This is a genomic window from Paenibacillus sp. FSL K6-1330 (assembly GCF_037976825.1).
Lineage (GTDB): Bacteria > Bacillota > Bacilli > Paenibacillales > Paenibacillaceae > Paenibacillus_AQ.
Window position 1 is genome coordinate 4,829,818 of the sequence record NZ_CP150269.1, and the last position, 13,975, is coordinate 4,843,792.

At 50.4% G+C, this 13,975-nt stretch carries 10 protein-coding genes; 1 reads left to right on the forward strand and 9 read right to left on the reverse strand.

Features of this window, described 5'->3' with window-relative positions; translation table 11 throughout:
• Positions 1–68: 68 nt before the first annotated feature.
• The 8 genes from fabG to uxaC all read right to left on the reverse strand — a co-directional run bounded on the left by fabG (position 69) and on the right by uxaC (position 10,146).
• A complete protein-coding gene (fabG, locus tag NYE54_RS21815; RefSeq protein WP_076324935.1) occupies positions 69–839 on the reverse strand; it encodes a 3-oxoacyl-ACP reductase FabG in 771 nt (256 codons plus the stop codon).
• Positions 839–2,119 (reverse strand): pitrilysin family protein, encoded by a 1,281-nt coding sequence (locus tag NYE54_RS21820; protein ID WP_339266167.1) that lies wholly within the window; start codon positions 2,117–2,119, stop codon positions 839–841. Before NYE54_RS21820 ends, fabG begins: the two co-directional genes overlap by 1 nt.
• A gap of 3 nt (positions 2,120–2,122) precedes the next feature.
• Positions 2,123–3,403, reverse strand: a complete 1,281-nt coding sequence (locus NYE54_RS21825; RefSeq protein WP_339266169.1) for a pitrilysin family protein — start codon at positions 3,401–3,403, stop codon at positions 2,123–2,125.
• Positions 3,404–3,528: 125 nt separating this feature from the next.
• Positions 3,529–4,341 carry a spore cortex-lytic enzyme gene (sleB, locus tag NYE54_RS21830; RefSeq protein WP_339266170.1) on the reverse strand — a complete coding sequence of 271 codons (813 nt, stop codon included), beginning with the start codon at positions 4,339–4,341 and terminating at the stop codon, positions 3,529–3,531.
• Positions 4,342–4,532: 191 nt separating this feature from the next.
• Positions 4,533–5,645 (reverse strand): glycoside hydrolase family 88 protein, encoded by a 1,113-nt coding sequence (locus tag NYE54_RS21835; RefSeq protein WP_339266172.1) that lies wholly within the window; start codon positions 5,643–5,645, stop codon positions 4,533–4,535.
• 45 nt (positions 5,646–5,690) lie between these two features.
• Positions 5,691–7,205, reverse strand: a complete 1,515-nt coding sequence (locus tag NYE54_RS21840; RefSeq protein ID WP_339266174.1) for an altronate dehydratase family protein — start codon at positions 7,203–7,205, stop codon at positions 5,691–5,693.
• Positions 7,202–8,713 (reverse strand): tagaturonate reductase, encoded by a 1,512-nt coding sequence (locus NYE54_RS21845; RefSeq protein WP_339266176.1) that lies wholly within the window; start codon positions 8,711–8,713, stop codon positions 7,202–7,204. Before NYE54_RS21845 ends, NYE54_RS21840 begins: the two co-directional genes overlap by 4 nt.
• 8 nt (positions 8,714–8,721) lie before the next feature.
• Entirely contained in the window at positions 8,722–10,146 is a 1,425-nt protein-coding gene (gene uxaC, locus NYE54_RS21850; protein ID WP_339266178.1) for a glucuronate isomerase, read from the reverse strand.
• Between the two features lie 194 nt (positions 10,147–10,340).
• On the opposite strand from uxaC, the gene NYE54_RS21855 reads away from it, so the two are divergent.
• Positions 10,341–11,201: an AraC family transcriptional regulator gene (locus NYE54_RS21855; RefSeq protein ID WP_339266180.1), complete on the forward strand. Its 861-nt coding sequence runs from the start codon at positions 10,341–10,343 to the stop codon at positions 11,199–11,201.
• 77 nt (positions 11,202–11,278) lie between these two features.
• Here the strand turns inward: NYE54_RS21855 and NYE54_RS21860 are convergent, their stop codons facing one another.
• Positions 11,279–13,945, reverse strand: coding sequence for a DNA translocase FtsK 4TM domain-containing protein (locus NYE54_RS21860; protein ID WP_339266182.1), 2,667 nt, complete (start codon positions 13,943–13,945; stop codon positions 11,279–11,281).
• Between the last annotated feature and the right edge of the window lie 30 nt (positions 13,946–13,975).

Here is a 13,975-nt window from a genome sequence, read left to right on the forward strand (position 1 = left end):
AGTAACAATAGTAATATGTCCCCGTAACCAATACCTTATGAGTGGTGAATTGCACCACGAACTTACGATCAGGTCACCCAGCCGCCATTCGGGCTGATCACTTGCCCGGTAATGTATCCCGACTCGGGCAGCGCCAGAAAATACACCAGTGATGAAATCTCATCCGGCTGTGCCAATCTGCCGACCGGAATTTCATCCTCCAGCATGCGGATTTCATCCGATTCCAGATGCCCCAGCATGGACGTATCCACCGCGCCGGGTGCAACGGCGTTCACTGTCACTCCTGATGGAGCAAGCTCCTTCGCAAGGGCCTTCGTAAAGGCGTTAACGCCGCCCTTGCTTGTTGAATACAATACCTCGCAGGAGGCACCCGATAAACCCCAGATCGAGGACACATTGATAATCCTGCCAAACCGCTGGGAGATCATACGCCCCATAAACGCCTGGGAACACAGAAACATCCCTCTCAGGTTAATGGACATCAAAGTGTCCCACTCTTCTTCCGTCACGTCAGACAGAAGCCCATAATGGGATACCCCGGCATTGTTTACCAGGATATCGGGCTCCATATCATGACTCTGCAGCTTCTCTTTCATGCGCAATATCTGCTCTTTGTCGCGAAGGTCCGCAGATACGGTTAATACCTTAGCTCCATAGCCCATACAGCGACGGGCAACTTCATTGGCCGCTTCATGCGAATTCATATAGTGAATAACCACATTCATGCGTACCGAGGCAAAGCGCTCGGCAACAGCCGCACCAATGCCTCTGCTCGCACCGGTGATCAGCACCGTCATTTCCCCGATCGGTTTCAGTTCTCTTCCCATGTCTTGCTTCATTACGGACTCACAACGATTGATACGGCCAATTGATCCCAATCGACATGCTCCTGCAGGCGGCGATTTACATCATCAATGGTAATCGATTCATAAACCGAAAGAACCTTGAAGAAATCCACCCCGCGGAATTGATAGCGAGTGAATTCATGAGCAATGTTTTCCGGGGAATTGAGCATACGCAAGTATCCGCCCATTTTCTTTTTGCGGGCACGTTCAAAGTCGGAGACCTGAAATCCGGTTGCCTTTAGCTTATCCACCTCTGTGCGGATGCGCTCAAGCAGTTGATCCGGATCCTTCGTATCTCCGCCAACCGCAGAGAACGCATACTGGGGTGAACTGTTATACTCATGGCCGAAGCTGTCGGAAATCAAATCTTCGTCATATAGCTGCTGATACAATTCCGTACTGGATCCGAACAGGAGATCCATCATCAGCTTCGTTGTCAAATCGCGTCGCAGCTGCTCCTCGGCCGTTAAACCGATCTGCTTCTCCTTGAAGCCGAACAGGCATTTCGGAAGTGATACAGCCAGGCGGCTCTCTCTCCGCTTCTCTTCAACTCCCTGCGGCTCCGGATCGAATAAACGCTCAATGGAGCCTTGCTTCTCATACGATTTCGCGGCTTGATTTGAACGAATCAGGTTCATCGTTTCTACAGGATCTACGCCACCCACCACGAACAGCAGCATGTTGCTCGGGTGATAAAACGCATTGTAGCACGTATACAGATCTTCCTTCGTAATCGTCCCGATGGATTCAACCGTACCGGCAATATCAATATGCACCGGATGCACCTTATACATCGCTTCGATCAAACCGAAGTATACGCGCCAATCCGGATTGTCCTGGTACATGTTGATTTCCTGGCCGATAATCCCTTTTTCCTTCTCCACGTTCTGATCGGTAAAATAAGGGTTCTGCACGAAATTGATCAGTGTCTCCAAATTTTCATGGATGTTCTCCGTGGCAGAGAAGAGATACACGGTCTGGTCAAAGCTTGTAAATGCATTCGCCGAGGCACCGTTCGAGGCAAACTTGGCAAAAATGTCGCCTTCCGGCTCCTCAAACATTTTGTGCTCGAGAAAATGCGCAATGCCATCAGGTACGCGAGTTTCGGACTCGCCTTCGACCTTGAAATGGTTATCCACCGAACCGTATTTGGTTGCGAAGGTCGCATAAGTTTTCTGGAAGCCGGGTTTAGGCAGCACGTACACGTGCAGCCCGTTATCCATCACTTCGTAGTACAGCGTCTCCTGCAGGTTGTCATAATGAATGCTCTCCACCGGCTATTCCTCCTTTTGACCTTTCAGGAAATAGATCGTATCCAGCGAAAATGCCGCAGCCGCCTGCTTCACATCATCCACTGTAATGCCTTCCACCTGCTGCAGCAGCTCATCCGGCGTACGTTCCCGGCCTGACAGCGTTCGGTTGAAGTCATAGGCAATCATCTCAAAGGCCGAATCCTGCATTTCCTTAATTACGTTGCGAATCATCGCTTTCGTTTGGGTCATTTCGATATCCGTAATGGCACCCTTAGCCATGTCATCAAGCTGCTGGCGAATAATTTGGACGGCTTTCTCGAAATTTTGAACTTCGATGCCGGACTGAATGGTAGCAATCCCTTTATGACCGTCATATCGGGACGACGCGTAATACGCCAGACTTTCCTTCTCCCTCACGTTAACGAATAGCTTTGAATGCGGGTAACTTCCCAAAATCCCGTTATACATGAGCGCAGCGGCATACTCATCATCGCCGTAAGTAATCGTGCTTCTCAGGCCCATGTTGAGCTTGCCTTGATTAATGTCCAGCTTCTCCACAACCGTCTGCGTCTCGCTCGCGACCGTTCGTGTGGTGGAAGGGACATAATCCTTACTTCCGGTTCGGTTCAGTTTAAAATGCTCCTCTACGAGCTTCTTCACCTCATCCAAACTTGTATCGCCAACTACATACAGATCAAGAACAGATTCATTAAGCCAATTCTGATAGGACTCATACAAGCCTTCCGGCGTGATACCGTCAAGATCCTTCCGTTCTCCTAACGGATGCAATCGATACGGTTCGTTCTTGCACATGACCTCAATGCAGCGTTCCGCGGCGTAACGAATCTTATCATTGACGATGGACTCCAGCTTCTTGCGGACCGTATCACGCTCGGTCTGTACATAAGATTTGCGGAATGCGCCATTCTCTAGCACAGGCTGGGTGAAAGCTTCACCCAAAAAAGCAAATGAAGAGCGCAGCAGGCTCTCCGGACTCTTAACAAAAGAGTCATTGATCGTATCCATGCGAAAGTGTACGATCTGATAATCGCCACGCTTATACACGTCAAATCCAAATCCGGCGCCATATAACTGCTCCAACTGCTCTCGGAATGCTCTTGTTTCCGGGTATGAAACAGTTCCTCTGCGCAGCACAAAAGGTGTAAGCGCGGTCGAGGTCACGGTTTCTTCTGCTAATGGACTTCCGGCGTAAAGCGATATCGCAAATGTCTTGAATCGGTTGGTCGGCAACACGTGAATTCGTATTCCTCCGGCCATACCGTGTTCAAATTCCGTTTTCGTCAAGGTCCATATCCCCTTACATCATGGATTGTCGTTGCCATAATTTACTTCATAGATAACTTTCATTCTAACCCATTCCAAAGTGAAGAAGCAACCGAAGACAGGCCCCGGTTGCTGTTGTTTGCGGCTTACATACAGAAGATATGTTGACCGATGGTTTTGACTTGAGGGCGGGTCCATATCCATGGCGAGGTCGCTGTTTTCGGATTAAAGTAATACAGACAGCCCCCTGTCGGATCCCAGCCATTTAGCGCCTGCTCTACGGCTTTCCGCGCCTGCTCGTTCGGCTCAAGCCATATTTGACCGTCAGCTACAGCGGTAAAGGCTCTCGGCTCAAATATAACCCCATGCGGCGAGTTAGGGAAGCTTGGAGATTTCACTCGATTGAGAATAACCGCCGCTACGGCAACCTGGCCTTCGAACGGTTCTCCGCGCGCTTCACCATAAACGGCATTCGCCATGATCCTTAAATCATTGTCTGAAAGTCCCATGGTATTCGAAGAGGCTAAGTTGTTATTGCCGCCTTCCTTGTTGGAGGTACCGCCGCCCGCACCGGCCGCTGCTCCGCCCCCACCTTCATGAAGCTTCGGAGCGGTCGGACGGAAATCCTTGGTTGCATTATACAGTTTAAGCTTGACCTTCGGACCTACGATACCGTCAACCTTCATGCCAAACTCCGATTGGAACCATTTAACGGATCCTTGGGTTTTGGAACCGAATACGCTATCGATTTTGCCATGATAAAAGCCCAGGTATTTCAGACGGCCTTGCAGCTCATACACATCTTCGCCGGTAGAACCAAATTTGATGGTCTGCTGGCTAAAGGTTGGCAAAGCTTCCTGAAGATTTGAATGATCTGCTTTAAGGCCTCCCTGAGCGAAGACAACGGCAGATAACAGGATCGCAATGCTGATCAGAATCCAGATTCTTGAGTTTTTCATGCTGCGCTCTACCTTTCTCTTGTGGTTTAACAAGCCTCGCTACCGTTATTATGACATGCCTGCCAGTTTCCTATGCACCTGTTCGGGAGAGGAGCGAACGAAGACGGCACATCATTGAAACACAAAGAGAGCTGTTCCTCTAAGGAACAGCTCCTTGTCGTTCGGAGTAGAGTTAACGATCCTGCGCCGATTTATTCAGATGTTCTGCCAAGTTCTACACACGCCATGACCAACGCTCCGACCCCATGAAGATCATTCTCGCATTGCTGCCTTTCCACATAGTGCTTATAATCGCCGACACCTGTGCCGATGCAGATTTTAGGCATAACCAGATGCCCCTGATCATTCATATATACGGATTGGGCCAGGCCAGTATATCCGTGTCTTGCGTGCGAGATCAGGGAAGAATCCAGGTAACCGAGACGGATTCCTTTGGCTAAGGTATATATGAAGAGACTGGAGCATGAGGTTTCCAGCCAATTGTCCTCCCGGCCCCCTTTATCTATAACCTGATACCACAGCCCGGTCAGTGGATCCTGATAACGCACCAGCGCCTCACTTAATTCGCGGAGCACGACAGCCAGTTCTTCCCTCGCCGGATGATCCTCAGGCAGTAAATCAAGGAATTCCACGATCGACAGCGCGTACCAGCCTAACGCGCGTCCCCAAAATTCCGGGGATTGTCCGCTAACCGGATCTGCCCAGGGCATCGTTCTGCTCTCGTCCCAAGCATGATAAAATAACCCGGTTGCCTGATCCTTGGTATGGGAACGCATCAGCCTCTCCTGGAACAGCACCTCGTCAAATAAATGCGGCTCGTTATACTGCTGCGCATATTTCATCGTGAACACGCCACCCATATACAAGCCGTCCAGCCACATCTGGTAAGGATAGCGATCCTTATGCCAGTATCCTCCATCCGTGGTCCGATTCAGCGTAGATAACAGACAGAGCAGTTTATCTGCGGCAGCCCTGTACCGATGTTCGGGACATACAGCATCCAGCTCCATCAGGAGTTGGCCCGCTTGAACGGAATCCAGCTCCCCCCGCTCCAGCAGCAGATTCCCGTTGGAGTCCACCAGATGATCGACATAACCCTTTACGTAATCCAAAAACTTTGACTCACCGCTAAATTTCCACAATTGTGACATGCCAACCAGAAATACGCCCTGGTGGTAATGCCACCGCCCTGCAGGCGGCAGCTGCTCCGGCGAATACGTTCCCATGATCGATTGACAAGCCTTGGTGCCAAGTTGTAGGGGTGATAAGGTTAACGGTCCTTGCTGCTGAATAGGATTGGACATATGTGCTCCTCCTCTTTTTTCTAACCATCGTTCCAACAACTCACGCTATAAAATGACGCCATCCTTAAAAATGGATATTTCCCTGAAGCCATTGCGTTCATTTCTCGTCTGTTCAACACCCGAGGCTAATTGGACCATACGATTCATGAGTTCCTCATGGAGATCCTCCATGCTTTTGCCTTCCAGCAAAGCACCTGCATTAAAATCAATCCAATGCTTTTTGCGAGCGGCCAGTTCGGAATTGGTCGCGATTTTGATGGTGGGGACCGGGCCGCCAAACGGCGTCCCCCTACCCGTTGTGAACAGGACGAGATGGGCGCCCGCTGCAGCCAAGGCCGTAACCGATACGAGATCATTGCCTGGCGCTTCGATCAGGTTTAACCCCGGCTTTGTTGATCTCACGCCGTAACGGAGTACATCGGTCACCGTTGCATTTCCTCCTTTTTGAGTGCACCCCAGTGACTTCTCCTCCAGGGTTGTGATGCCGCCGTCTTTATTCCCTGGAGAAGGATTTTCATAGATTTCCTGTCCGTGCGATACGAAATATTGCTTAAAATTGTTAATCAGCACCGTAATATCCTTAAACACCTGTTCGTCGGCTGCCCGGTCCATCAGGATCGTTTCGGCTCCGAACATCTCCGGCACCTCCGTCAGCAGAGCTGTGCCACCGTGAGCGGTGATGGTATCTGCAATGCGGCCCGCCAGCGGATTGGCTGTAATGCCCGACAGACCGTCCGAACCCCCGCATTTCAGTCCGACCTTCAGTTTGGAGAGAGGAACTTCCGTTCGTTTGAAAGTCTCGGCATATTCCACAAGCTCGGATATGAGGGACATGCCCTCCTCCAATTCATCCTCCATATCCTGAGCACGCATATACTTGATCCGTTTTCCGTCCTGCTCGCCAATCATGGCCTGCATTTGATCGATCTGATTATTCTCGCAGCCGAGCCCGATAATAAGCACGCCTGCCGCATTGCCATGCTGGGCCAGGGACGAGAGCAGACGCTGGGTATGGCTTAGATCATCTCCAAGCTGCGAGCAGCCGTAGGGATGCGGGAAGTGATAAACTCCATCAATGCCTCTCCCTTGAAACTGCTGGCCAGCCATACGCGCTAACAGCTCGCAGGTTTTGTTAATGCAGCCGACGGTGTTGATGATCCAAATTTCGTTTCGGATCCCAACCTCACCGCTTGATCTGATATACCCTTGGAACATCGAGGATTCCATAACAGTTGGTGAATCTTGAGGCACTGCTTTTGCACTAGGATTATACTGGTACTCCACTTCACCGGATAGTCCGGTTTTCAAATTGTGAGTATGGATCCATCGTCCCGGCAAAATGACTTCCTTCGCCAGTCCGATCGAATAACCGAATTTTAAAACATGGCTGCCCGGCTCTATCAATCGAAGAGCCACCTTGTGACCTTTTGGCACGCTCTCGGTTACCTCGATCGCATGCTCCTTCCCGTTCAGAAACCCGATGGCATGTTCTCCTGCTGACAAAGGACGAAGCGCGATGCCTACATCATCCTTGTTGTGAAGTATGACGATGTCGCTCATGTCTCGATCAGCTCCATTTCTTCGATATAGCTGCTTACAACTTCATGAAGATGGGATATCCGGTTCAAATCCTCGCCCCATAAAGCCTGATTGCCAAGAATGGATGCCACAAGCTGACGTATACTCCATTCCCCGTCTTCTACCTTTTGCCACGCTTGGTAAAATGTCATCAGGCTGTCCGGATCATCTCTTAACAGCATCTGTTTACCGTCAAGACACGTTCCGTACCACTGCCCCTCGACCGATTTGGCATGATACAGACGGATCAAGGAGGCCAATCCCCGAGTCATGAGGCTTGGGAGCGTGTTGTGCGAACTGACATATTCCTTTAAGCTTGGCAAAAGCCTCACCTTGAACTTGGAGATGCTGTTCATGGCAATATCCTGGAGCTTGTGCCGAAGAAAGGGATTGCGGAATCGCTCCCATACAGATATGGCATATGCCGTAACCTCTTCCAACGGGAGAGGCACCAAGGGGACGATCTCTTGCAGCATTGCGTCGCGAATGTCTTTTCCCCATTCCGTGCTTTCTGCGATCTCTTTCACTTCAGTGAAACCATGAAGCAAACCGATGGAAGCCATCAGCGTATGCGTTCCATTCAATATTCTTACCTTTCTCACTTGATACGGGGTCAGATCGGGTACCCATCTTGCCTGGAGACCCGCTGACTGCAGGGGCAGCCTGGACTCCAATGACGAGTCGCCCTCAATAGCCCAGAAATAATAGGGCTCAGCCGTGTTCAACAATCGGTCTTCATAACCCCATTGGTCAAAATAGCGCTCAGCCTCTTCCGGATAACCGGTTACGATCCGGTCCACAAGTGAGTTCAGAAACAGGTTGCACTCCTCGATCCAGCTCTGAAAAGACGGCGAAAGGCCCCAATCCTCTGCATGCCGCAGCACAATCGAGCGCAAGATGTCCCCGTTTCGTTCCAGCAGCTCGCATGGGAGGATCAACAGGCCCTTGTCCGGCGAGCCTTCATAACACTCATAACGCCGATATAAAAGCATAGTCAGCTTTGCGGGGAATGACATCGGTGGTTCCGACGGATTCCAGTCACTGAGCTGATAATCGAGACCAGCTTCCGTTGTATTGGAGACTACGATCTCCAGGGAATCCAGCTCGGCGATCCTTAAGAAATTCTCCCATTCCGCATAAGGATCTATGATCTTTGAGAACACCGGGATCCACCGTTCTTCTTCTATCTTCCGTCCATCCTGGATACCTCGGGTCAGCAAACCGTAAATCCCTTCCTGCTCTCGAAGCTGCTCCAGCTTGCGTCGTCCCCCTGGTCTTGGCTGACTGACGGCAACGCTCCCTTGAAATAACCCCTGCCGGTTGCATTCATAGATCATCCAATCGAAGAACCCTCTAAGAAAGTTGCCCTCGCCGATTTGAAGCACCTTAACAGGGTAATTCAACATGTCCAAGTGGTTCTGCTGTTGTAATTGTAAAAAATCCCGTCCTATCAACTTCAGCGCTCGGCTACGGTCTGTGTTTGCATCCATGTTCTGATCTATCTCCCTTCCATCCCGCCAAATCGGAAATAACTCTCTGCGTTGTTGTAACAAATATCCTGTACAATTCCCCCGAGCCATAGAAGATCATCCGGCGCTTCTCCCCGTGTAACCCACTCTCCGAGGAGATTGCACAGAATCCGCCGGAAATACTCATGCCGGGTATAGGATAAGAAACTTCTGGAGTCGGTCAGCATGCCGACAAAGCGGCTTAACAGCCCCATATTGCCTAGTTTGCTCATCTGGTCGACCATACCGTCCTTGGTATCGTTGAACCACCACGCGGATCCGAACTGAATTTTACCCGGAATGCCGTCGCCTTGAAAACTGCCGATCAGTGCTGCGAGAATATCGTTATCGCTTGGGTTAAGTGAATAGAGAATCGTTCTCGGAAGTGCCCGCTCTTGATCAAGCCGATCCATCAGCTTCACGAGCGGTACCGCAATTGAACTGTCGTGAATCGAATCATAACCGGTATCCGGGCCCAACTCTCGGAACATCCGGGTGTTATTGTTGCGCTGGGCATTAATATGAAATTGCATGACCCAGCCAAGTTTTGCGTAGATTTGGCCGAGATAAAGCAGCGTATACGTTTTGAATTGTTCCTCCTCCTGACGGGAAACCCGCTCCCCTTTAAGCGCTTTCAGGAATATGTCAGCCGCTTGCTTCTCCGTAACCTCTTGATAGGGCACATAATCCAGCGCATGATCGGATACCCGGCCGCCAACCGAATGGAAAAACTTAGCCCGCTGCTCAAGTGCCTTCAGAAATACCGAATAATCCGTAATCTCCATCCGGCTTCGGTCCGCCAACAACTTCACCCAGGGCAGGAACGTCTCCCGGTTAATCTCCAGTCCCTTATCCGGACGGAATGAGGGGAGCATCTGAAATCCGGTATCGCCTTCCTCCGCCAACTTGATATGATAATCCAGGTTATCCGTCGGATCATCTGTCGTACAGACGACTTTCACACGGCTTGAAACGATCAATCCCCGGGTTGTCAAATCATGTTCCTGCAGTCGCTTGTTCGCCGCTTCCCATATCTGCGGAGCATTCTGTTCATGAATAATATCCTTAATGCCAAACAGTCTTTGCAGCTCCAGATGAGACCAATGGAATAACGGATTGCCGATCGTCATCGGAACGGTGCGCGTCCAAGCCAAGAAGCGGTCATAATCGCTCACTCCCGGGCCGCTCGTGATATATGCCTCTTCCACTCCAGCGGCTCGCATTGCCCGCCATTTATAGTGATCGCCGTTAATCCACGCTTCGGTCAAGTTCTCAAACCGGTGATTGTCATAGATCATTTTTGGACTCAGATGACAGTGGTAGTCGATGATTGGCATGTCTTTTGCATAATCGTGGTATAAGGTACGCGCAGTCTCGTTATTGAGCAAAAAATGTTCATCCATAAAAGATCTCATCATAACACCGCCCATTTCTGTAGATTATCTACTATGTTACGGCATCATCAGTTGGATTTCTTCACGTTTATTGCGAAATTGAAGGATTATTCAACATATCTTGCTTTGTTTTGGTCAATAGAAGTTGCTACAATATAACTGAAGAACTGGAATAGACCTGATCATGAAGGAATTGAAACGAAGCGGGGGCGATTATGATATCCAGCGATACCCATACCGTAACCTACGGAGAAGAAGAAGGGGAATTTTACTACCATCGCATTCATCGCACAAAGCCCTTTGAACGAAATAACCATTATCATGGAACCTATGAAGTCTACTATCTGGTTTCAGGCGAGCGCAATTATTTTATCAAAGAAAAATTGTACACCATTCGGGCGGGAGACCTCATTCTCATCAATAAATTCGACGTTCATAAAACCTCGGGTCAAGGCGATCCGGAGCATGAACGTATCGTCATAAATTTTAGCGATTCTTTTCTGGGGAAAGGCCACCCCTTGCTGGCATCCGAATTGCTGAGCATGTTTAATCAGGATACGCCGCTGCTGCGTTTAACCGTTCCAGAGCAAGCAATCATCATGCAAATTTTGAATAAAATGGCCGATGAGATCAGAGAAGGCTCTGCTTCGTACGAATACATGCTGCAGGTACTGCTTACCGAGTTATTAATTAAAACCTCTCGGTTAACCCATTCCGCCTCGCTGCCTGCTCACATCTCCATGAACCCGCTCCATCAGAAAATCACGGACGTCGTTAAGTTTATTCACGCCCATTACGCAGACAAAATCACGCTGCAGCAATTATCTGAAACCTTCTACATCAGCCCGTTCTACCTGTCCCGGATATTCAAAGAAATTACGGGCTTTACGATCATTAACTATCTGAACCTCACCCGCATTCGCGAGGCACAGCGCCTTCTGACGGATACGGACCTGAAAATCGTGGACATCGCCGAATCGATCGGCTTTGAAAGCCTGACGCATTTTGACCGAACCTTTAAGAAACTTATGAAAATGACGGCAAGCAAATACCGCAAAAGGCACAGCATTCCGTGAACCAACAAAAAAGGAAGCGATCAACCCAAAATTCTGGTTGTTCGCTTCCTTTTTCTGAAGTTAAGGGATTGACTCCCTTAACTGATTCGATTCTGCTGTTGTTGGTATTGCTCCATAGACATCAGCACTTCCCGCGGTTTGCTTCCCTCGTAAGGTCCGATAATCCCGCGTGCCTCCATGGAATCTATAAGACGCGCTGCACGGGTATAGCCTACGCGCATTCTCCGCTGCAGCAGCGATACGGACGCTTGCTTCGCTTCCAGTACGATGGTCACCGCCTGCTCATACAGCTCATCCAATTCTTCTTCATCCGAATTCGACGATTCCTCTATCTCAGGCACTAACGACTCATCATATTCCGCCTGCCCTTGATCCCGGACAAAATCCACAATGTTCTCGACCTCATGATCACTCATGAAGGCTCCCTGCACCCGGATCGGCTTGGAGGAGCCCATCGGCATAAACAGCATATCCCCGCGGCCAAGCAGCTTCTCTGCTCCCGCCATATCCAGAATCGTTCGGGAATCGACCTGCGAAGACACGCCAAAGGCAATACGCGACGGAATGTTTGCTTTAATGACCCCCGTAATAACGTCGACCGACGGACGCTGCGTCGCGATGATCAAGTGAATCCCGGCGGCACGGGCCATTTGGGCCAGACGCGTGATCGCGTCTTCCACATCGTTGGCTGCAACCATCATCAAATCGGCCAGCTCGTCCACGATCACGACGATATAAGGCAATACTGCCGGCAGATTATCCTTCATCAGATTGTTGTAACCTTCAATATTTCGCGTCCCGGATTTGGAGAACAGCTCATACCGTTTCTCCATCTCTACTACGATTTTCTTAAGTGCCAAGGATGCCCGCTTCGGATCCGTTACCACCGGTGCCATCAAATGCGGAATTCCGTTGTAGACATTGAGCTCGACCATCTTCGGATCGACCATCAGGAACTTAACCTCATCCGGCTTCGCTTTATACAGAATGCTGGTAATGATGCCGTTGATACATACGGATTTACCCGAACCCGTTGCACCTGCAACAAGGAGATGGGGCATGCGTGCCAAATTACCGACAATCGTCTGACCTGAAATATCACGGCCAAATGCAATTGACAGCTTCGATTCCGCTTCCTGGAACGTCGGCGTCTCCATAACCTCTCTCATCGTAACCAGTGATACTTCGTTGTTCGGCACTTCGATCCCGATGGCTGATTTGCCAGGAATCGGCGCTTCCATCCGAATATCCTTGGCCGCAAGCGCGAGTGCAATATCATCGGTCAGATTGACGATCCGGCTGACCTTAACCCCGATGTCCGGCTGAATTTCATAACGGGTTACCGACGGCCCCCGGACCACCTCCAGTACCTTGGCCCGAACGCCGAAACTTTCCAGCGTCGCCTCCAGCTTGCGCGCTGTCTGCATATAATCATTCTGGTCTCCACCCTTACCGCCGTTATTCGGTTTGGATAGCAGCCGGAATGGCGGCAGCTTGTACGGCTTGGGCGGCGGAGCCGGAGGTGCTGCCGGTGCCGTTCCCTCCTGCCCCTCATTACCTGCAGTAGCAGCTCCATTCAACTCGCCATTCGACGCTTCAAGGCCACCCATGGGCTCAGGACTAGCTGCCGTGTTCCCCGAAGGGTCCTCTTGTGCCGAAGGTATCACCGCTTCGTGATCGTCGTACTCGTCATCCAGGCGTCCTTCTTGTTTCACTTGCTCGAAGAAATCACGAATAATCGGCGAGGAAGGCACGGATTCTGCTGCAGGAGTGATAACATCGGCTCCCTCCTCCGGTTGAACCGGACTGTTGAACAGGACGACCTCCCCTTTCTCCTTAGCACCATGCCCGTTGCCAACGGTAAATACCGGAGCCGCCTCATCCGCAGCATCCCCAGCCTCTTCCACTGCTTCGTTCCGTTTGTTGCCTTTGGAACCGAACAACTGGAAGAATTGCGGCGTTTTGCGGCGCGGCAGTCTCATGCTCTCCATATCATCCAGATCATCATCTTCATCCAGATCTTCCGGCAGCTGGATGCGTTGTTCCTTCGCGCTTGATTTCGCCGCAGCTCTTGATTTGGTCTGCTGGCTGTTCACTTTTTTCTGAATCCGTTCTCCAGCCTTTACAACCCTCACGCGGAACATCCGCATTAAATCCACATAGGACAGATTGGTAATCAGCATGAAGCTGATCACTAGCATGACAATCACAATCAACTTTGCCCCTATGCTGCCAAACAGCATTAACAGAAAGGCAAACTGCAACGCTCCAATGTAACCGCCGCTGATGTCTCTGCCCATGACGGGATGATGTCCATCATCTGCCCCGGCATGAAGGAGCTCGCCTTGCAAATCACTATGTATCTGGCTCATCGCATTTGACGCACTCAATTGTCCAATCGGGGCCAGCTTCGACTCCAAACCTGCAATGCTGCTCATTAAAGTGAGCGATAATACCAAGAGAAGGACACCGGTGCGTCTGCTGTTCCACCGTTTGGGCCATTTCCGGTGAATCATCACCATTAACCCGTAATAGATGCCGATTAGGGGGATGATAAAATAATACTTGCCCAGCAGATATCCCGACATCTTGGACAGGGAACGCCCCACCGGTGCTTCTCCGGATAATGCGATGACCGAAAGTGTCATCAATACAATCCCATAAATTTCATACTTCAATACGGCTGCAAAGGCTGCCTTCTTCTTTCTTTTCCGCTTTGCCAAAAGTGTCACCCCCGAATCCATATTATAGCATAATATTCGGTGGCGTACCTA

Bases quoted from the DNA above. Each gene is read 5' to 3' on its own strand.
- fabG (WP_076324935.1), bottom strand. From the start codon at position 839: ATGAAGCAAGACATGGGAAGAGAACTGAAACCGATCGGGGAAATGACG.
- sleB (WP_339266170.1), bottom strand. From the start codon at position 4,341: ATGAAAAACTCAAGAATCTGGATTCTGATCAGCATTGCGATCCTGTTA.
- NYE54_RS21835 (WP_339266172.1), bottom strand. From the start codon at position 5,645: ATGTCCAATCCTATTCAGCAGCAAGGACCGTTAACCTTATCACCCCTA.
- NYE54_RS21840 (WP_339266174.1), bottom strand. From the start codon at position 7,205: ATGAGCGACATCGTCATACTTCACAACAAGGATGATGTAGGCATCGCG.
- NYE54_RS21845 (WP_339266176.1), bottom strand. From the start codon at position 8,713: ATGGATGCAAACACAGACCGTAGCCGAGCGCTGAAGTTGATAGGACGG.
- uxaC (WP_339266178.1), bottom strand. From the start codon at position 10,146: ATGAGATCTTTTATGGATGAACATTTTTTGCTCAATAACGAGACTGCG.
- NYE54_RS21855 (WP_339266180.1), top strand. From the start codon at position 10,341: ATGATATCCAGCGATACCCATACCGTAACCTACGGAGAAGAAGAAGGG.
- NYE54_RS21860 (WP_339266182.1), bottom strand. From the start codon at position 13,945: ATGGATTCGGGGGTGACACTTTTGGCAAAGCGGAAAAGAAAGAAGAAG.